This is a genomic window from Bacteroidales bacterium, from assembly GCA_031275285.1.
Lineage (GTDB): Bacteria > Bacteroidota > Bacteroidia > Bacteroidales > UBA4181 > JAIRLS01.
Map to the genome: position 1 here is coordinate 20,268 of JAISOY010000082.1, position 20,403 is coordinate 40,670.

Below are 20,403 nucleotides of genomic sequence, written 5' to 3' on the forward strand. Positions count from 1 at the left end.
ATCTATCCTCTTATCTTTGGGTATTTATGATACTTATACAGTTTGTATGAGGATCTCAAGGATTTTTTTACCGGCTGCGGAAACAGAAGTACCGGGTCCGAAAATAGCGACCACCCCTGCATCATACAAATACTGATAATCCTGAGCGGGAATTACTCCACCGGCAATGACCATGATATCTTCACGGCCCAGTTTCTTCAATTCTTCAATTACCTGGGGAACCAATGTTTTATGTCCGGCTGCCAATGATGAGACACCCAATACATGCACATCGTTTTCAACAGCCTGTTTGGCTGCTTCGGCAGGAGTCTGGAACAGAGGTCCCATATCCACGTCGAATCCGAGGTCGGCATAACCGGTAGCAACTACTTTTGCACCACGGTCGTGTCCGTCCTGTCCCATTTTGGCAACCATAATACGGGGTTGACGGCCTGCTTTTTTAGCAAATTGTTCTGCCAGTGCTTTGGCTTCTTTGAAATCGGGATCTTCCTGGCTTTCGGTGGAATATACCCCTGAAATAGTACGTATCACAGCTTTATATCTTCCTGAAACATTTTCAATAGCATCTGAAATCTCGCCTAATGAAGCTCGTTTTGCTGCAGCTTCAACACTCAATGCAAGCAAATTACCTTTACCCGAACGAGCCGATTCAGTAATAGCTTCTAATGCTGCTTTTACTTCATCATTGTTACGGTTGGCTTTTAAAGCCTGTAAGCGTTCGATCTGTTGACGGCGTACTGATGTGTTATCCACTTCAAGGATTTCGAGTGCATCTTCTTTTTCCAGACGGTATTTATTGACGCCGACAATAGTATCTTTTCCCGAGTCGATGCGTGCCTGTTTACGGGCTGCAGCCTCTTCGATCCTCATTTTGGGAATACCGCTTTCAATTGCTTTAGCCATTCCACCGAGGTTTTCCACTTCCTCAATCAAAGCCCAGCCTTTCTGAGCCAGTTCATGAGTGAGTGATTCCACATAGTATGAACCTGCCCATGGGTCTACTTCGCGACAGATATCTGTTTCTTCCTGAATGTATATCTGTGTGTTACGTGCAATACGTGCGGAGAAATCCGTAGGAAGAGCAATGGCTTCATCCAGAGCGTTGGTATGTAATGATTGTGTGTGCCCCAATGCTGCCGCCATCGCTTCAACACAGGTACGTGCCACATTGTTGAACGGATCCTGTTCGGTAAGACTCCAGCCTGAGGTCTGTGAGTGTGTACGCAGAGCCAGCGATTTTGGATTTTTAGGATTGAATGTCTTTACGATTTTTGCCCATAACATACGTGCTGCACGCATCTTGGCGATTTCCATGAAATGATTCATCCCGATAGCCCAGAAGAATGAAAGGCGTGGAGCAAAAGCGTCGATATTCATGCCTGCGTTAACTCCTGTACGAAGGTACTCCAATCCGTCGGCCAGGGTGTATGCCATTTCGATGTCGCAGGTAGCACCGGCTTCCTGCATGTGGTAACCGGAAATGGATATTGAATTGAATTTCGGCATGTTTTGCGAAGTATAGGCAAAAATATCACCAATAATTCGCATGCTCATTTCCGGCGGATAAATATATGTATTACGTACCATGAATTCTTTCAGGATATCATTCTGGATGGTACCTGCCAGTTCCTCAAGTTTGGCGCCCTGCTCCAGGGCTGCTACAATATAAAAAGCCATTATAGGAAGAACAGCACCGTTCATGGTCATGGAAACAGACATTTTGTTGAGTGGGATCTGGTCGAACAGGATTTTCATGTCCTCGACGCTACAGATAGATACCCCTGCTTTCCCGACGTCTCCTACCACACGTTCGTGGTCTGCGTCATATCCGCGGTGTGTGGCCAGGTCAAAAGCTACGGAAAGTCCTTTTTGTCCTGCTGCCAGATTACGGCGGTAAAAAGCATTCGATTCTTCTGCTGTGGAAAATCCGGCATATTGACGGATGGTCCACGGGCGCATCACATACATGGTTGAGTAAGGTCCACGTAGATAAGGAGTGATGCCGGCTGCATAATTCAGGTGCTCCATACCTTCAAGATCGGCGGCAGTATATACCGGTTTTACAGGGATCTGTTCTGGTGTTTGCCACAACGATCCGGGCTTGATAGTACCGGATGACGGAGCAGTTTTATAATTGATGGATTTAAAATTTGGTTTCATTTTTATCTTTTATTTTTGATTGATAATTGAATATTTCAGACTTGTTCAAATCGTAAAAGACATTTTCAATTATCAATTATCCATTTTCCATTGATTAAATTCCTAACATTTTTTGGTAATCGGTCAAAGCTTCCAACACATTTTGTCCGGCGAAAATAAAGTTCTCAATGCCAGCGGCTTTCAGATCATCAACAATGGCTTTCGGATAACCGGCCAGTACGAGGATACCTTTTCCTTTAGCTGTTTTTACTGCTTGTGGTGCCAGTTCCGGATATTCATCGTCGCTGCTGCATAAGACAATGATATCGGCTTTTGCTTTTACAGCTGCATCAACACCTTCATCTACTGTTTTGAATCCATTGTTGTCGATTATTTCAAAGCCTGCAACGGAAAAGAAGTTGCTGGCAAAGCTTGCACGTGCTTTACGCATAGCCAGGTTTCCGATAGTCAGCATAAATACTTTCGGGCGGCGGCCACTTTGTTCGGTACGTAACCGTAAAGCTTCGAATTCTTCACCCAGGCGGAGCATTTTGATAGGTTCTGCTACCTTTTCACAGTCACAGGAATGACCGCCACAAGTACATCCTTCCACCTGATCTTTCATGAATTCGGTGGTATTAGCAAATTGGTTGGTACCCAGTAATGTTTCTTTACGAGAGGCCACTGCTGAACGGCGTTTGTCTGCACTTGCCTTTATCTGGGCCTGGATCAACCCTTCTTTCATGGCTGCGATATAGCCACCTTTATCTTCGATATCCAGGAATAATTTCCAGGCATTTTCGGCAATTGAAGCAGTGAGGTTTTCAATATAATAAGAACCGGCTGAAGGATCCACGATTTTGTTCATGTAGGATTCTTCCCTTAAGATGATTTGCTGGTTGCGGGCAATGCGTTCAGAGAATGTGTCGGCCTTACGGTAAGCGCTGTCGAACGGTTGTACGGAAAGTGAGTCAACACCGGCAATAGCTGCCGACATGGCTTCCGTAGTCGTTCTTAACATATTCACATACGGATCGTAAACAGTCATGTTCCAGTCGGCTGTTTCGCCATGGATATACATGTAAGCCGCTTCTTCTTCGGAGGGAGCATAGGCTTTTATGATATTAGCCCATAGCAGGCGCGCAGCACGCATCTTAGCAATTTCCATGAAATAGTTCGAACCGACTGCAAATTTAAATTGCATACGTTTCGCCACTTCCCCGGCTTTTTCCCCTGCATCGGTCATTAGTGAAAGATATTCGCTCCCCATACTCAATGCATAGGCCAATTCCTGTACGATAGATGCCCCGGCATTCTGGAATTGGGACGCATCTACACCGATTACCCTGAAATCCTCCAAACCTTTGGATAATTCCAGTAATTTTTTGACTGTGTCAGTCGGAAATTCGGTTTTTTTGTAAAAACAACCGCAGGCAGCCAATCGTCCCAACGGATCAAAGAATACAGAACCACGTGACCCCTTAACCTTAGTAAAAGCTTCCAGCACAGAGACCGAATTTACCCCGACATCAAAATGGATGGGGTAGGTTTCACTGGAGATACCTTTCAGCAAGGCAGCTACATCTATTTCCTTTTCCTTTCCTTTTCCACAAAAGTCGAAACCAATGGAGTCGGCTCCTTTTTTCAGGGCATCCAAAGCTTTAGTATTGGCTTCGGTAATATCCTTGACATGTATGTCCTGGCGTATCGACCAATTGTTGGATTCTTTTTTGTTTCCCCGCACATAAGGGAATTGACCGGGCAATGCATTCAGGTATTGCAGGTCGTTAAGATTTTCACTACGGTAGTACGGACGAACAGAAAAACCTTCATTGGTTCGCCATACTAACTTTTTTTCATAGTCGGCACCTTTCAGGTCAATGGCAATCTGTTCTTCCCATTGTTCTGTGGTTACCGGCGGAAATTCTGAAAACAGCTTTTTGTCCGACATTATTTTATGTTTAATTGATGATGATTTCAAATTTAGTCGCAAAAGTAAGAAATTATTAACAATCATCTGTGGATAAAAATCAGGTATTTTGGTAAAATATTCTTAAAAACAGGTTTTATCATTCTATAGGGAACTTGTTTTCTATTTTTATATCAGGCTTAATCAATTTTGAATATATATATCATAAGTATTCCCTATATATTATATTGGTATAAGAAATAATTCATAATTTTACCAGTTATAATCAGGATCTATTCGTGAAATTACGAATGAAATAGACAGGTTTTAAGAAAAAAGATAAAGTATATGCAACAATACATGTACGGGTTAATCGGATATCCGTTAACACATTCGTTTTCCCAACGTTATTTCTCGGAAAAATTTGAAAAAGAAGGATATGCCGATCATTCATATATCAATTTCCCTATCAGGAGCATCGATGAGTTGGAGCAGGTGCTGGTCCGGAACCCGGAATTAAGGGGTTTTAATGTAACCATTCCCTATAAGGAACAGGTTATTCCTTTTCTTGATGAGATCGATGAGGAAGCATTCCGGATCGGAGCGGTGAATACGGTACATATTTCAGATAAAGGGGGTCGACCGTTTTTAAAAGGATTTAATACGGATATATATGGTTTCCGCAAATCGCTCGGGGATTGGCTGGTTTCCTGTAATGTGACGCTGCCGAAAAAGGCTTTGGTATTGGGTACGGGAGGAGCGTCTAAAGCGGTGGTGTTTGCATTGAATCAGTTAAATATCATACCTCATTCCGTGTCACGGAACAAAGGCGACAAGGTATACAAAACCTATGATGAACTTGACGCTTCGGATATGGCGTCTCATTTACTCATTATTAATACATCACCTTTGGGAATGTTTCCTGATACCGCTACATTTCCGGACATTCCATACCAATTCCTTTCTAAGGACCATTTGTTGTATGATCTGGTTTATAACCCCGTTCAAACTTCATTCATGAGAAAAGGAGAAGAAAAGGGTGCAAAGGGACATAACGGGGAACGGATGCTCTATTTTCAGGCTGAGAAAGCATGGGAGATATGGCAGGACCAACAATGAATGATCTTTCATGGAACCGGATCGTATCCGTGTCCGCCCCACGGGTGGCAACGTAAAATACGTTTCAGGGCCAGCCAGGTGCCTTTGATAACACCATATTTTTGCAGCGCTTCAATGGCGTACTGGGAGCAGGTCGGGGTATAACGGCAAGAGGCCGGGGTTAGCGGAGATATGCTGGACTGGTAAAATCTGACCAATCCGATCATCAAATATTTAATGGGATTCCGCATTTTTCCGGACAATATATTGGACGATTTTTTTCATTGAAGCATCCAGTTCCGTATACGGCAACGACTGATCAGAGGTATAAACCACCATCAGATGTATCTGTTTTCCTTCCGGGATCGATTCGCTCAATAACTGTTTGTTGGTCCGGAATGCTTCCCGCGTGCGTCTTTTGATCAGGTTACGGGCCACTGCCCGTTTAAATTTGCGTTTGGGAACAGCCACTGCAAATTTCACAGGAAAAGAAGCATCATCGATTGTAGATACTTTTGTCCAAAAAATCTTGTACGGGTTCAGGAAAAAAGATTTTCCATCACAGAACAATTCTGAGATAATCCGTTTTCCACATAAACGTTCACTTTTGGAAAAAGTATGGATTTTTGTGGCAGACATTATTTCAGGTAAAAACAACCGTAAAGCCGGCTATAGATCAGGCAGACTTTGTGGGCTTTCCGTTTTTGGACAATTCTTTGATGTAATGTTCAAGGGCCATGGTCATAGATGGAAACTGGGGGGTCGGGGCCTGAACATCGATACGCAGCTTGGCATCCTTTGCCGCTTTGGTGGTAGTAGGTCCGAAACAGGCAATCAGTGTTTCCGATTGTTCAAATCCGGAAAAATTCTGGAACAAGGATTTTATTTCAGTAGGACTATAAAAAACCAAAGCGTTATAATCAGTAATATCGATATCCGATAGATCACTGCTTACTGTCCGGTAGAGGATTACTTTCGTGTATTTAAATTTTCTCTTATCCAGCAATTTAGGTATTTCCGGTTTGTGCGGATCCGAAAGCGGTAAAAATATCTTTTCATCTTTATGTTTCTGCATCATATCCAGCAGATCGTCCACCTTCGGTGCAAAGAAGATCTTTCGTTTGCGGTAAACGATGTACTTTTGCAAATAATTAGCAATTGATTCGGAGGTACAGAAATACTTCATGGTATCCGGAACAGTGATACGCATTTCTTCACAGATCCGGAAATAATGATCCACTGCGGTTTTGCTGGTGAGGAAAACCGCTCCGTGTGCTAAAATATCTACTCTGTATTGACGGAACTCCTTAGCACTGACCCCTTCTATTTGAATAAAGGGTTTAAAATCAACTTTTAAATGGTACTTATCAGCCAGTTCTGTGAAAGGTGATTTTTGTGCTTCGCCAGGTTGCGGCTGCGATACTAAAATTCTCTTAATCTTCAAGACTTGATAATTTTTAGGACAAAATGTAAATTTGATCTTGTTTTCGATAAAAAAGTCTGCTTTTTGTAAAAAACAAATATCAAATAATTAAAAATCAATCAGCATTTTACATGTTTTTGCAAATATCAAAAACGGTAAAATTTCGAGGGTGCAAAGATACAAAATGAAATAGAAAAACGATGCATTTTTTGAACGAATAATTTGAAAAAACCTAAAAACCCTCAACAAATAAACTAAACAAATAATCGCTATGATGGTATAAATCAGAGGGTGAAGTACAACATACGGAACGAACGGCATGATGGCCACCAGGGGAAAAATAAATATTCCGGTATTCCGGTTATACAGGTATAGCGTATAAATATATTCCATAGAAACAGGTTGAATGAGGAATATCGTTCCGAAAATCTTCCAGATGATCGCATTGATGGCGTACAATAGCGCAATGGCAACCGAAAAAAACAGGATAGGCACTGTATAGCCCTCCCACGGCAATGAAAATCCCAGCTTAGGAAACACCAATGATATAAAAATGCCTGTAATGACATAAGAGAAAATGTTGGTATAAAGGGCAGCCTGTTTGTCAGATTCTTTTCTTTCTTCAAATGTTCTCCTGGCTTGTTGGAAACTGAAAAAGGACAATACCATTTGTTTCAGGTTCCTTCCAAAATTGTATTTTATCCATGTAAAAAAGACCAGTGTGCCTAAAAGAAAAAGTACGATGGCATTCGGGTAGCTGTTCATGCGAGGGTTTACCGGCAGGAAATGATTGGCCGGAGCAGGAAGAATGGCAGATGGTTCAGCATAAGAGACAATGCTGTCAGGTAACGTTTCTTCAAAATAACCTTCAGTAATAAGTATATCCTGGGGAAGAATGATTTTTGGGATCGGTTGAAAATATTGTTCAAGGACGGTTAATGGGAGGGTATCCGGAAAGTTGATGGGTGGGTTGCATCCGATATGAAGATATTTCATCATCAGGGGATCCACCTCAATGGAAGGTTTTCGGATCCTCTCAATCCGGGGCCGGACAATGACAGATTGTTGGGCTAGGATTTCCTGTTCTCTTTCTTCGGCCCTTTCCATGATCTCCTGCATGCGATCCAGGTCTATTCTCGATCTGGATGAAGGAATATCCAGTTGAACCGGTTGATTTACCGGTTTAGGAAGTACGATCAGTGTATCCTGTTGTATTCCGGGAATATTTTCCCGGGAATAAGTCAGGTCAGCAACAGGAAAAAACACAGGCATGTCAATTTATGTTATTATAGCATTGATTCGTCATAATCAATGTTTCCACCAAACTCTTTGTCTACATCGCAATTCAGGTCTACATTGAAACCGTCCGGTCTTTCAAAGGGTTCCTGTGTCAGTCCGATACTTTTATCCGCATATACTTTTTGCATGAACAGGCCATATATGGGGAGTGCTGTGTTTGCTCCCTGTCCTATTTTCATATTATCAAAACGGATACCACGGTCTTCACCGCCCACCCATACACCGGCGACCAGATCCGGAGTAATACCTATATACCATCCGTCGGAATGTCTCTGGGAGGTTCCGGTTTTGCCACCCATGTCCATGGTTCTTAGGTTATATGTATAACGTAGCCTGCTGGCTGTACCTCCTTTAACCACTCCTTCCAGCAGGTTTACCATCAGGTATGCGGTATGTTCGCTGATCGCTTCTTCCTTATAGGAGTTAAAGCGCTGCAGTACATTTCCGTTTTTATCTTCAATCCTGGTAACATAAATAGGTTCGGAATATACCCCTTTATTAGGATATACGGAAAATGCCCCTACCATTTCAGCCAGTGATAATTCCGGGGTTCCCAGCACAATGGAAGGAACCGGGTCAATTTTGTTTTTTACGCCCATTTTCCTGGCCATTTCAGCTACAGCTTCGGCTGAGACCTGTTTCAATAGCCATGCAGTGATATTATTTTCAGAGGTGGCCAACGCCCATTTTAGTGTTACCGGCTGGTAAAGAAATTCTTTTCTGCCGGAACTTCTGGGTTGCCATGTAGTATCTCCGTCAATGAATGATTGGGGAACATTCAGGACCCGATAGCAAGGAGTTAATTCCTTTTTATCCTGCATGGCCAGAGTATATAAAAACGGCTTGAAGGTGGAGCCGACCTGCCTTTTCTGAACCGTTACCCCATCCCATTTAAAATGCCGGTAATCTATCCCGCCGACATATGCTTTTACTTCTCCCGTATGGGGATTCATGGCCATCATACTTGCGCGGAGGAAACTTTTGTGCCAGCGGATGGAATCCCAGGGACTCATAATGGTGTCGATCTCACCGTCCCAGGAGAATATGGTCATCTCACAGGGAGTTTTGAAGTTTTTGATGATATCATTCCAGGAAAGTTCCTGTTTCCGGAGAGTAATGTACCGAGCGGTTCCGCGTATCGCATTGGACATGATGGTTTCGATCTGTTCGTTTGTCACGTCTTCTGAAAATGGCGCTTTTCTCCTGTTTTTCTTTTCCCTGAAGAATTCCGCCTGTATCGTTTCTTTCATATATTGTTTCATCGACTCTTCGGCATATTTTTGCATCCGGGAATCAATGGTCGTATATATCTTCAGTCCGTCTGTGTATAGGCTATATGGGGTATGGTCCGGCTTGAGATTTTTGCTGCACCATCCGAACAAAGGATTTTCGGCCCACTGTATGGAGTCTTCCTGATAGGAAAGAGGATTTCCATACCGTTCTTTTTCCGGTTTTTTCTTATCCATGGTCTTTCTCAGATATTCCCTGAAATAAGGTGCGATACCGGCTACATGATCGAGCCGTTCAAAATCCAACTGAATGGGTAATTGTTTCAGGGAGTCGGCCATCCTTTCATTCAGGAAGTTATTTTCTTCCATTTTGGACAATACCCCATTGCGTCGCACCAGGGCCCTTTCTGGATGCCTTACCGGATTGTATCTGGAAGGGGCTTTAAGCATACCTACCAGTAAAGCAGCATCTTCGATCCTTAACGAATCCACACTTTGTTTAAAATAAGTACGTGCTGCCGATTTGATGCCATAAGCATCGTACCCGAAAGGAACAATGTTCAGATACATGGTGATGATTTCCTGTTTGGTATATTGTTTTTCAAGACGCACGGCAATCACCCATTCCCTGAATTTGATGGTAGCCATGTGCGCTTTCCGGACAAGACCCCATCTGTATTGGGTGGTATCTCTTTCAAAAAGTTGTTTGGCCAATTGTTGGGTAATGGTACTTCCGCCGCCTTCGCCCCTGCGTCCTAATAGTACTGTCTTTACAGCAACACGGATCAACCCGATGCCATCGATTCCTGAGTGATCCACAAAGCGGTGATCTTCACGTGCAATTAATGCATTGACCAGATATGGGGGCAGGTCTTTATAGGTGACCGGATTCCGGTTCTCATTCAGGAAAAAAGTAGTCAATAATTCTCCGTCAGAGGAATATACTTCTGTGGCGATACTGGTTTTTGGATTTTCCAGGTACTCAAACGTGGGCATGAATCCGAATTTTCCATTGACAATCAATACAAAAAGGAGGAAGACGAGAAGGAATAATCCGGTAACCGTGCCCCAGAATATAACCAAAACCTTCTTTTTCTTTGTGTTCTTTTTTTTCGCTTCAGGCATATTATATATATGTATAAGAAACGACAAAAATACGAAATAATTATCGTAAAATTTTGAACATACGATTCTATTTGTTTTTCTTTGCATCATTTTTCAGATACTATTTGTAATACCTAAATGGAACAAAACTTAGTAATAGTTGAGTCACCAGCAAAAGCCAAGACTATTGAAAAATTTCTTGGAAAAGATTATCTTGTAAAATCGAGTTTCGGGCATATCCGGGATTTAGAGAAAAAGAACCTGGGGATTGACATAGAACATAATTACCAGCCGCAATATATTGTCTCGGATGATAAAGGAGCAGTAGTCTCGGAGTTAAAAAAACTGGCCAAGCAGGCAAAAGTAGTGTGGCTTGCATCCGATGAAGACCGCGAAGGAGAGGCGATTGCCTGGCATCTGGCGGAAGTGTTGGATTTGAAAAAAAACAATACGAAGCGGATTGTTTTCAATGAGATCACCAAGGAAGCGATTATCAAGGCGGTAAAGAATCCACGGGAGATTAATAAGGACCTGGTGGATGCACAACAGGCCCGCCGGGTACTGGACCGCCTGGTCGGTTTTGAAATATCCCCGATACTCTGGAAAAAAGTAAAGCCGTCATTGTCTGCGGGACGTGTCCAGTCGGTGGCTGTCCGGCTATTGGTGGAACGCGAACGCGAAGTACGGGACTTTAAAACCAGGTCATCCTTTAAGGTGACGGGAAAATTCCTGCTTCCCGGAGATAAAAAAGCAGTGTTGAATGCCGAATTGAACGAACGTTTTGATACATCTCAAAAAACGCTTGACTTCTTAAACCGGTGTAAAGCTGCAAAATATCAGGTAGAAGAAGTAGTCACCAAGCCGGGAAAGAAGTCACCGGCTCCTCCGTTTACCACCTCTACGTTACAACAGGAAGCCAGCAGAAAATTAGGATTTTCTGTTGCACAGACCATGTCGATAGCCCAGAAATTATATGAGGCGGGGAAGATTACTTATATGCGTACGGATTCCGTCAATCTTTCAGATATGGCCATCGGTATGGCAAAAAAGGTGATTTCGGAGCAATTCGGACCTGAATATGCCTACTCCCGCCAATATAAGACCAAAAGTAAGGGAGCGCAGGAAGCCCATGAGGCGATCCGGCCTACTTATCTGGATAAATCGGAGGTGAGTGGCTCAACGGCAGAGAAACGTTTATATGAGTTGATATGGAAACGTACGGTCGCTTCGCAGATGAGTGACGCTCAACTGGAAAAAACAACGGTAACCATCAATATTTCCACAACTTCCGAGAAGTTTGTGGCTACCGGTGAGGTCATCAAATTCGACGGATTTCTTAAATTATATATTGAATCGGTAGACGATGACAATGAAGAGGAAAAAGGAACCATATTGCCTCCGATCAGTAAGGGGCAGAACCTTGATCCGGAGGACATTGTTGCCATGCAGCGATTTACACATCATCCGCCCCGTTATACCGAGGCCAGTCTGGTGAAAAAACTCGAAGAACTGGGTATCGGGCGTCCGTCTACTTACGCACCTACCATATCTACAATACAACAACGCGGGTATGTAGTGAAAGAAGATAAGGAAGGCGTAGAGCGGGAATATGCAGTTTATACCTTAAAAGGAACCCAGATCAAGGAAGCAGTCAAAACCGAAATCACAGGTGCAGAAAAATCAAAGCTATTCCCAAGTGATATAGGTATGATTGTGAATGACTTTTTGGTTGACCATTTCGACGATATCCTGGATTATAATTTTACAGCTTCTGTTGAAAAAGAGTTTGACGAAATTGCTGAAGGGAAGTTGAACTGGACAAAAATGATCGATAAGTTTTACCGTCCTTTTCATGAAAAAGTGGATATTACTACCAAGACATCGGAAAGGGCAGTAGGTGAGCGTCATTTGGGAATTGATCCTGATTCAGGGAAACCGGTGATTGTAAAAATCGGAAAATACGGTCCCCTGGTCCAGATAGGAGAGGTCTCGGATACCGATAAACCCCGTTTTGCAGGATTGTTAAAAGGGCAACATATTGATACCATCACGTTGGAAGAGGCACTGGAGTTGTTTAAACTTCCCCGGAAGGTCGGTCAGTATGAAGGAAAGGATATTACAGCTGCTGTAGGACGTTTTGGCCCATATCTATTGCATCATTCCAAATTTTATTCATTACGTCCGGCAACAGATAATCCTTTATCCGTAACCCAGGAAAGGGCGATCGAAATTATAGAAGCCAAACGGGAAGCTGACCGCAACAAGATCATCAAGACTTTTGAACAAGATCCTGAATTACAGGTTTTGAACGGACGTTGGGGGCCATACATTTCCTATAAAAAGGAAAATTATAAAATTTCCAAAAAACAGGATCCTGCGGCCCTTACTTTTGACGATTGTATGAAGATCATCAAAGAAGGAGCGGATAAACCGAAAAAGAACACACGAAAAAAAGCAAAAAAATGAATTTTGCAGATTACCTGATACCTGTAAGTTCTGATTTAAAGTTATCCGCTGGAGGGGGTAGTTTCGGCGATTCTATTATGATATATGACGGAGAGCCCGGATTCCGCGTGCCGGAATCCGTGAAGATTGCCATTTTGGGAGTTCCGGAAGACCGTTTTTCAAATAATGCCGGAGAGATCAAAGCCCCGGAACATATCAGGAAGCAACTGTATGCATTATCATCCGGATCACCGGGAACAATAGTTGATTTGGGTAATCTCCGGACTGGTAAAACTTTATTTGATACATATTTCGGATTACAGCATCTTTTTGAAGAACTCTATTCTCAAGGAATTGTTACGCTGGTTATCGGTGGCACCATAGATGTAGGTTACGGTAATTATTTGGCATTTAACGGGGAAAAGATAAACCTGACAAGTATAGCTCCTCATCTCAGGCTCCCGGTTTACGGGATAGGAGAACAACCATTGAATTCGCTCATTTTTGATGAGGCCCATCTACCGGTTCGTTGTTGTAACATAGGTTATCAGTCTTATTATGTAATGCAATCGGACCTGGATTTTTTAAAGGGTAAATATGCCGAGATATACAGGTTGGGAGAAGTAAGGATGAATATAAGGGAAAGCGAACCTGTGATACGGGATTCAGACTTGCTGATGTTGAGTATGAATGCGGTCAAATATTCCGATGCGCCCGCAGCTTCTATTTCTTCTCCTAATGGATTCTCCGGGGAAGATGTGTGTCAGCTGGCCCATTATGCAGGCTTGGGTTATCGGTGTAAATCTATGGGAATATTTGATATCGTCCCGCAGGATGATTACCGGAATATTACCTCTAAACTGGCAGCACAAATCGGATGGTATTTTATTGAAGGTGTGAAACGGCGTAATATGGATAACCCTAAAGATACCATTCAGAATTTTAAAAAATACATGATTTATTTCGACCAGCTGCATCATAATCTCTGTTTCTATAAGAATATCAAGACTGAACGTTGGTGGATGGAGGTGCCTTCTTTAAAAGAAGACCAGCCCGGAGAAATTATTTCCTGTACCCAGGAAGATTACACAAGAGCAGCAGAACAGGAGATACCCGATCGTTGGTGGAAAATGTACCAGAGAATTAATTGAGAACATTTTTCAAGCAATTTCTGAATCTTTACACGGCTATATATCAACGAAATACAAAGCTTATGCTGTGAAGAGGTTAAAAACTTTAACAAAAAATGTAACATTTTTTATCGAATGAAGTATAATGTATTGTTAAAGTGCAAACAAAATAGGCATTGTTTATTTTTGTTCGTAAACAATATTTTTTGTTATTTTACGTTTTTTTGTAAATGTCAACATTCTATAAGAATTACGATATAGGAATGAAACGATTGCTGATATTTTTTTTGTTCGGCTTTACATTGCTCTTTGATAGTGTTGTTGCCCAGCAAGATCCGCAGTATAGTCAGTATATGTTTAATCAGTTAGCGATCAATCCGGGTTATGCGGGAAGTCGCGATGCCATTTGTGCATCGGCTTTGCATCGGCAGCAGTGGGTAGGAATGGACGGGGCTCCCGTCACTTCTATTTTTTCTGCAAATATGCCGTTCCGGCTTTTCGGTCAGAATCACGGTGTCGGGTTTATGTTGATGAATGATGAACTAGGATTTGATCAGAACATCAGTATAGGTCTGGATTATACTTATCGGTTAAATGTCGGTCCCGGGAAACTAGGGATTGGGATTAGCGGGATATTGTTGAACAAAGCATTGGCCGCTTCATGGTATATTCCGAATGGCACTCCCGAAAGTGACCCGTCTATACCTAAGGCTGATGAAAGTGTTATGGGATTTGATATGGGGCTCGGATTGTTTTATAATGCTGAACGGGTGTATTTAGGATTGTCAACTACCCATCTTCTTCAACCAAAGATGAAGTATGAGAATCCATCTACTGATTTTACCTTAAGAAGGCATTATTATCTGACAGCAGGTTGCTCAATCCCCCTAAGGAACCCTGTTTGGGAGTTAAATCCTTCGATGATGGCTTATTCGGATGGAATCTCTTCCCAGCTTTCAATGAATGTAAATGTGATGTACAATAAAAAAATATGGGGAGGAATCGGTTACCGTTTAAATGATGCTATTGTCGCCATGATAGGTATAGATTTATTCAGCGGATTGAAACTGGGGTATTCTTACGATTATTCATATACCAATATAAGGCGTTACTCAAGTGGTTCGCATGAAATTGTTCTTAGTTATTGCTTTAGTTTGGTAAAGGAGAAGGTCGTGAAAAAATATAAAAGTGTAAGATTTTTATAATATTTTTGCAAAGCATTAAATCATAATATAATGAAGAGGTTAATACCAATATGTATTTCTATTTTGTTTCTTTATAGTTGTGGAAGTACTTCTAGTGGAGAATTGACGGGTGTAGAAGGGAGAGGAAAATATTTCGAACCGCAGCCTTTTGGGATGGTTTTTGTCCCTTCCGGAGCTTTTACAGTCGGTCCGAGTGATCAGGATATTGCATGGGCCCAGAATTCCCTATCTAAAATGGTGACCATAGATGCATTTTACATGGATGAAACGGAAATTACCAATAATGAATACCGTCAGTTTGTTGCATGGGTGAGAGATTCCACTGCCCGTCGCAATTTGGCGAAAGAGGGAATAGAAGGTTTCCTCAGGGAAGGAGAAGATTTTGAAATGATGGATGATGACAAGCGTCCATTGAACTGGGAGACAAAAATAGATGCTGCAAAGAACCAGGATCAGAAGGAAGCTTTGGAACAAATGTATCTTCCCGAAAATGAGCGGTTTTTTGGAAGAAAAGAAATAGATACCCGTAAATTGATCTATGAATATTACTGGGTAGACATGAAACAGGCCGCTCATCCGAGGAATAGGTATAATTTTGAGAAAAAGCAATATGAAGGTTTTGCTTTCAATGCATTGGGTGAACAGATAGAGGTTAAAGACCGTTCGGCGTTCGTATTACACGATCAGGTTCCCGTATATCCTGATACCCTTTGTTGGATCAGCGAATTGACTTACTCTTATAATGAGCCTTTTGCAACCATGTATTTCTGGCATGTTGCCTATGATAACCATCCGGTAGTCGGGGTCAACTGGAAACAAGCCACAGCTTTTTGTATCTGGCGGACAGAATTGTTGAACAATGCATTGGCGAAAAATAAAGATCCTTTTGTACATCATTATCGTTTGCCTACCGAATATGAATGGGAATATGCTGCCCGTGGCGGTCTGGATAATTCAAAATATCCGTGGGGAGGTCCTTATACCCGGAATAACCAGGGATGTTTCTTAGCCAATTTTAAACCATTGCGTGGTGATTATGCTGCCGACGGTGGCGTTCGTACCGTACGTGTGGGAACTTATGAACCAAATGAATGGGGTTTATACGATATGGCCGGTAATGTAGCCGAATGGACGAGAAGTGCATATGATGAATCCGCATACCGTTTTACACATGATTTGAATCCGGATTATCAATATAATGCCCGTCCGGACGAACCCGCTGTGATGAAAAGAAAAGTGATCCGCGGAGGTTCATGGAAAGATATAGAATATTATTTACAAGTTAGTACAAGAGCTTACGAATATCAGGATACAGCTTCTTCATACATTGGTTTCAGATGTATTCGCGACTATCTGGGTAATTCGCAATAATAAATGAGAGATTAAAACTAAATAAAGAATAAAAATAACGTTAAAAATAAATTATTATGGGTCTTGCAGAGTTAACACAAAGTTCCGGTTGGAAAAAATTTATGGCCAAATTATATGGTATTGGTGCAGCAGTTGTTATCGTCGGTGCACTGTTTAAAATTCAACACTGGCCGGGAGCAGGTATCATGCTTTCTGTCGGGCTTTTAACCGAAGCAATCATTTTCTTTTTCTCGGCATTTGAACCTATGCACGAGGAATTAGACTGGACGCTGGTTTATCCTGAATTAGCCGGGATGACTGATCCTGATGAATTGGAAGGAGTGAAGGAAGTATCAAGGAATTCTGAAGCCATCGAGAGATTTGATGATTTAATGGGTGGTTTAGGTGGAGTAGATCCTGCTCTTATTAAGAGTTTGAGTTCTTCTTTTGAAAAGTTGAATTCAACGGCATCTACGATTTCTGATATATCCCAGGCTACCGTTGCTACGGATAAATATGTAAAAAATGTGGGTGCAGCAGCAGAATCAGTGGGTGCCATCAGTTCTGCTTTCCAACAATCCGCAGCCGGATTACAGCAAACAGCTTCTAATCTGAATGCTTCTTCTGCAGCCCTTGCCAGCATTGGTGAAAATGGAAAGAATTATGCCACACAATTGGAAGGGATGAATAAAAACCTATCTGCCCTGAATGCTGTGTATGAGTTACAATTGCGTGATACCAACGAACATATGCAACAATCAAAGGCAGTCTATGGTAATATGGGACAAATGCTGGAAGATATGAAGTCTTCAGTAGAAGAAACCCACCGTTACCGTGAAGAAATGTCCAATCTCAATAAAAATTTAGCATCATTGAATACTATTTACGGCAACATGTTGTCCGCAATGAGTACAAGAGGTTAATTATTAATAACTAATAACTTAACATTGTAATAATATGGGTCACGGTAAAGAAACCCCGAGGCAGAAGATGATCGGTATGATGTATTTGGTGTTGACAGCAATGTTGGCGCTGAATGTATCGAAAGACATATTGGATGCTTTTGTCCTTGTAGACGAGGGACTGTTTAAAACAACCACCAATTTTGCTGTTAAAAACGAAGGATTATATAATGAATTCGAGAAACAAAGAGCAAATAACGGTGAAAAAGTAGCCCCTTGGCAAGATAAGGCGCTGACTATAAGAGCTCAATCGGATCGGTTGGTAGAAGATATGCAGCAATTAAAAGTTAAAATAGTTAAACTTTGTGATGGGGAAGAAGCGCTGGCTTTGATCCCTACCCAGAGGAAACTATGGGACAAGAGTGCCAATAAAATGGTAGAAGTAGAAAGTTATGATATCAATGATGCTGATCTTTCTGCTAAAGACAATATGGATAAACCGGCTCAGATCCTGATTCTGGAAGGGAATGGAAAGGAGTTGAAAAGCAAAATAGAAGAATTCAGGAATTATGCCACATCATTGGTATCAGAAAAGCATCCTGAAATTAAAGAATCTATTTTAAAGTCATTGGATACTTCAGATCCTCCTCCTACTAAGGATGGAATCAATAGGACATGGGAGGCAAATTATTTTGAAAATATTCCGATGATTGCTGTAATCACCATGCTTACTAAGTTGCAGAGTGATGTTCGTAATGCCGAAGCGGAAATTGTACAGCACTTATTGACGGAAATTGATGCAGGTGCATTAAAGGTGAATACTGTAGAGGCTATTGTACTCGCTCCTTCCAATTATATTCTGGCCGGAGGTGAATATCAGGCTCGTGTTATCCTGGCAGCTTACGACAGTATGCAAACCCCGGAAGTATTGGTAGGTAAAGTTGTTTCAAAGAAATTACCTGATGGTACCCTTGATTATGATATTGAAGGAACTCCCGAGAAAATCAGTTATGATGCATCCGGAAGGGCTATTTATCGTCGTTCGGCTAGCAATCCGGGAACCTATAAATGGGAAGGTATTCTTCGGTTGATGAATCCTGACGGATCATTCACGAAAAGACCATTCTCGGCTGAATATCAGGTGGGTAAGGCAGATGCGGTAATTTCAGCAACCAAAATGAATGTATTCTATATTGGGGTAGATAATCCGGTCAGTATTTCTGTATCAGGTGTTCCGGCCAGCGCGATCAGTGCAAGTATGACCAACGGACAATTGGTGCGTTCAGGATCTAACTGGATTGCTAAACCTTCAAAAGCCGGTACTCCCGCTGTTATAACTGTAACTGCTAATATCGGCGGACAGAATAAGGTGATGGGTAAAATGGATTATCGTGTTAAAACAGTTCCGAACCCTGTAGCTAAGGTAGCCGGAAAGATTGGCGGGAAAATTGATAAGGCAACGTTAGCTGCTCAAGTAGCGGTGATTGCCGATATGGAAAATTTTGACTTCGACCTGAAATTCCGTGTTACAGAATTTACGGTTTCGGCTAATGTCAGGAATTTCCAGCGGAGTGAAACTTCAAAATCTCCGACCATTACTGCCAAACAAAAAGAATTGATCAATAGTTTAAGTAAAGGATCTAAGGTTTATTTTGAAGATATCAAGGTAGTAGGACCTGATGGAAGTACCAGGGAACTCCCGGCCATATCCTTCTCCATTAATTAATATTATATCGATAGAAATGAAACGCATAAGTAGTGTATTTTTAGGATTAGGTTTATTGATGATGGCCCCTGTGCTGATAGCCCAGGAAGCCACTGTCGACACTTCAAATACAGTTCTCGACTATAAGAAAGAAGTGTATGAGAAGGTGAATATACCATTCAAGAAGCCGATCCCTTATGCATATGTCAGGGAAGCGGATGTCACTTTTGACAGGACTGTCTGGAGGATGGTAGATCTCCGTGAAAAACGTAACCTGCAATTGTATTATCCGACAGCCAATATCGGAAGTCGTGTAAATCTGGTTAATCTCTTGTTAAAGGCAGTAGATAGTGGGGAGATTACCGCCTATGATACCGGTGACCCGAACAATGAATTTGTTCGCGGGATGACCAAGGAAGAACTGGACCAGAGTTTTGGTTCCCGGCAGGATACCATTATGGTACAGGATGCCGACGGTAACATGATTGCACAGTCACGGAACCTTGAACGCCAGGTAGATCAGGTAAAACGTCTTTTGATAAAAGAAAAGATCTATTTTGACAAAAGGCGTTCGGTATTAGACCGTGAAGTGATCGGTATTTGTCCTATCCGCGTATATTCAAGGGATGATGGCGGAGAAGAAGGAGGTGATATAATTATGGTACAAACCATGTGGATACTGATGGCTGAAGCAAGACCCATTCTGGCACGCCACCCGGTATTCAATACACATAATGATGCACAAAATATTTCTTTTGACGATTTCTTTATGATGCATCGCTATGATGGCCATATCTATCAGATATCCAACGTGTATAACAACCGTTCGATCAGCGAATATGCATCAGGAGTTGAAGCCTTGTATGAAGCCCAGAGGATTGAAAACGAAATATTTGACTGGGAACAAGATTTGTGGGAATATTAATCTGACAATCATGATATTAAAAAAGTGTGGCTTCTGTCACACTTTTTTGTTTTTACGAAAATCTGATGAAATACGCCGTGATAACCTATAAAAGTCCCGATTACGGGGAAATGCTGGATCTGCGTAAAAGCGTTTTACGTGATCCTTTAGGGTTGGTGTTTTCCCCTGAAGAGTTGCGTCTTGAATCTGAGGATTGCTTTCTGATATGCCGGGACCATGGACGCATAATAGGATGCTGTATTCTTACCCGGATATCATCCGGGCAGGTAAAATTGAGACAAATGGCTGTCCATCCCTCTTTTCAGGGAAAATCCGTGGGTGCCGGTTTATTGTTATATGCCGAACAATGTGCCGGAAAAGCAGGATATTCATCAATCATTCTTCATGCCCGGGAAACAGCCATCGGTTTTTATGAGAAATATCACTACCGGATCACTGGGACACCTTTCATTGAGGTCGGGATACCGCATGTGGCCATGCAAAAGCATATACCGGCATAGTTCTTCCGGATGACAGATAAGGGAATATGCCTCACTTTTT

General features: G+C 42.0%; 16 protein-coding genes. 9 read left to right on the plus strand and 7 right to left on the minus strand.

Going from position 1 to position 20,403, the window contains the following annotated elements; translation table 11 throughout:
- Window positions 1-33: 33 nt before the first annotated feature.
- Both scpA and LBQ60_08430 read right to left on the minus strand, forming a co-directional pair.
- Window positions 34-2,160, minus strand: a complete 2,127-nt coding sequence (scpA, locus tag LBQ60_08425; GenBank protein ID MDR2037934.1) for a methylmalonyl-CoA mutase — start codon at window positions 2,158-2,160, stop codon at window positions 34-36.
- 94 nt (window positions 2,161-2,254) lie between these two features.
- On the minus strand, window positions 2,255-4,090 hold the full coding sequence (locus tag LBQ60_08430; protein MDR2037935.1) for a methylmalonyl-CoA mutase family protein: 1,836 nt from the start codon (window positions 4,088-4,090) through the stop codon (window positions 2,255-2,257).
- A gap of 306 nt (window positions 4,091-4,396) precedes the next feature.
- On the opposite strand from LBQ60_08430, the gene LBQ60_08435 reads away from it, so the two are divergent.
- On the plus strand, window positions 4,397-5,167 hold the full coding sequence (locus LBQ60_08435) for a shikimate dehydrogenase (GenBank protein MDR2037936.1): 771 nt from the start codon (window positions 4,397-4,399) through the stop codon (window positions 5,165-5,167).
- 8 nt (window positions 5,168-5,175) lie between these two features.
- Here LBQ60_08435 and yidD read toward each other — a convergent pair whose 3' ends face one another.
- The 5 genes from yidD to LBQ60_08460 all read right to left on the minus strand — a co-directional run bounded on the left by yidD (window position 5,176) and on the right by LBQ60_08460 (window position 10,222).
- The gene (gene yidD / locus LBQ60_08440) at window positions 5,176-5,397 is read right to left on the minus strand and encodes a membrane protein insertion efficiency factor YidD (protein MDR2037937.1); all 222 of its coding nucleotides are present in this window, start codon (window positions 5,395-5,397) and stop codon (window positions 5,176-5,178) included.
- Window positions 5,381-5,785, minus strand: a complete 405-nt coding sequence (gene rnpA / locus LBQ60_08445; GenBank protein MDR2037938.1) for a ribonuclease P protein component — start codon at window positions 5,783-5,785, stop codon at window positions 5,381-5,383. Before rnpA ends, yidD begins: the two co-directional genes overlap by 17 nt.
- Before the next feature lie 37 nt (window positions 5,786-5,822).
- Window positions 5,823-6,590 carry a uroporphyrinogen-III synthase gene (locus LBQ60_08450; protein MDR2037939.1) on the minus strand — a complete coding sequence of 256 codons (768 nt, stop codon included), beginning with the start codon at window positions 6,588-6,590 and terminating at the stop codon, window positions 5,823-5,825.
- An 87-nt stretch (window positions 6,591-6,677) separates the two neighbouring features.
- Complete coding sequence (locus LBQ60_08455) at window positions 6,678-7,841, minus strand: DUF4271 domain-containing protein (GenBank protein ID MDR2037940.1); 1,164 nt, start codon at window positions 7,839-7,841, stop codon at window positions 6,678-6,680.
- Between the two features lie 14 nt (window positions 7,842-7,855).
- Window positions 7,856-10,222, minus strand: a complete 2,367-nt coding sequence (locus LBQ60_08460; protein ID MDR2037941.1) for a transglycosylase domain-containing protein — start codon at window positions 10,220-10,222, stop codon at window positions 7,856-7,858.
- A 117-nt stretch (window positions 10,223-10,339) separates the two neighbouring features.
- Between LBQ60_08460 and topA the strand changes: the two genes are divergently transcribed.
- The 8 genes from topA to LBQ60_08500 all read left to right on the plus strand — a co-directional run bounded on the left by topA (window position 10,340) and on the right by LBQ60_08500 (window position 20,363).
- The gene (topA, locus tag LBQ60_08465; protein MDR2037942.1) at window positions 10,340-12,667 is read left to right on the plus strand and encodes a type I DNA topoisomerase; all 2,328 of its coding nucleotides are present in this window, start codon (window positions 10,340-10,342) and stop codon (window positions 12,665-12,667) included.
- Window positions 12,664-13,797: a formimidoylglutamase gene (locus LBQ60_08470; protein ID MDR2037943.1), complete on the plus strand. Its 1,134-nt coding sequence runs from the start codon at window positions 12,664-12,666 to the stop codon at window positions 13,795-13,797. Before topA ends, LBQ60_08470 begins: the two co-directional genes overlap by 4 nt.
- A 209-nt stretch (window positions 13,798-14,006) precedes the next feature.
- Window positions 14,007-14,981, plus strand: a complete 975-nt coding sequence (locus LBQ60_08475) for a type IX secretion system membrane protein PorP/SprF (GenBank protein MDR2037944.1) — start codon at window positions 14,007-14,009, stop codon at window positions 14,979-14,981.
- 30 nt (window positions 14,982-15,011) lie between these two features.
- On the plus strand, window positions 15,012-16,352 hold the full coding sequence (locus LBQ60_08480; GenBank protein MDR2037945.1) for an SUMF1/EgtB/PvdO family nonheme iron enzyme: 1,341 nt from the start codon (window positions 15,012-15,014) through the stop codon (window positions 16,350-16,352).
- Window positions 16,353-16,408: 56 nt separating this feature from the next.
- A complete protein-coding gene (gldL, locus tag LBQ60_08485; protein MDR2037946.1) occupies window positions 16,409-17,254 on the plus strand; it encodes a gliding motility protein GldL in 846 nt (281 codons plus the stop codon).
- 34 nt (window positions 17,255-17,288) lie between these two features.
- Entirely contained in the window at window positions 17,289-18,959 is a 1,671-nt protein-coding gene (gene gldM / locus LBQ60_08490) for a gliding motility protein GldM (GenBank protein MDR2037947.1), read from the plus strand.
- A gap of 16 nt (window positions 18,960-18,975) precedes the next feature.
- On the plus strand, window positions 18,976-19,863 hold the full coding sequence (gldN, locus tag LBQ60_08495) for a gliding motility protein GldN (GenBank protein ID MDR2037948.1): 888 nt from the start codon (window positions 18,976-18,978) through the stop codon (window positions 19,861-19,863).
- Window positions 19,864-19,928: 65 nt separating this feature from the next.
- Window positions 19,929-20,363 carry a GNAT family N-acetyltransferase gene (locus LBQ60_08500; GenBank protein ID MDR2037949.1) on the plus strand — a complete coding sequence of 145 codons (435 nt, stop codon included), beginning with the start codon at window positions 19,929-19,931 and terminating at the stop codon, window positions 20,361-20,363.
- Window positions 20,364-20,403 lie beyond the last annotated feature (40 nt).